1 rRNA gene is annotated in these 255 nt (G+C 46.7%); it reads right to left on the reverse strand.

Annotated features, from left to right (window positions below):
- A 5S ribosomal RNA gene (gene rrf / locus F2P46_RS36880) occupies nucleotides 1-99 on the reverse strand; the annotation flags it as partial.
- Nucleotides 100-255: the final 156 nt, after the last annotated feature.

Consider the following 255-nt stretch of genomic DNA (forward strand, 5'->3'; position numbering starts at 1 on the left):
TACTTTCACACTGGTTGCAGCACTATCATCGGCGTAAAATCGTTTCACGGTCCTGTTCGGGATGGGAAGGGGTGGTACCGATTTACTATGGTCATCAGGCATAACTTGGTCAGCTTGGTGCTCCCGATCGGGCAGCACTAGCTTGAATCTGGAAGAAGTATCGTTTTATTGTATTACTTGGGTAGTGATTGCGTATCAACACAAAACACAACGCGCTTTCTTATCTCTGCACCTGCTAAGGTTATAGGGACAAGC

Origin of the sequence: Massilia sp. CCM 8734 (genome assembly GCF_011682155.1) — a bacterium.
In the GTDB taxonomy this organism is placed as follows: domain Bacteria; phylum Pseudomonadota; class Gammaproteobacteria; order Burkholderiales; family Burkholderiaceae_D; genus Telluria_A; species Telluria_A rubra.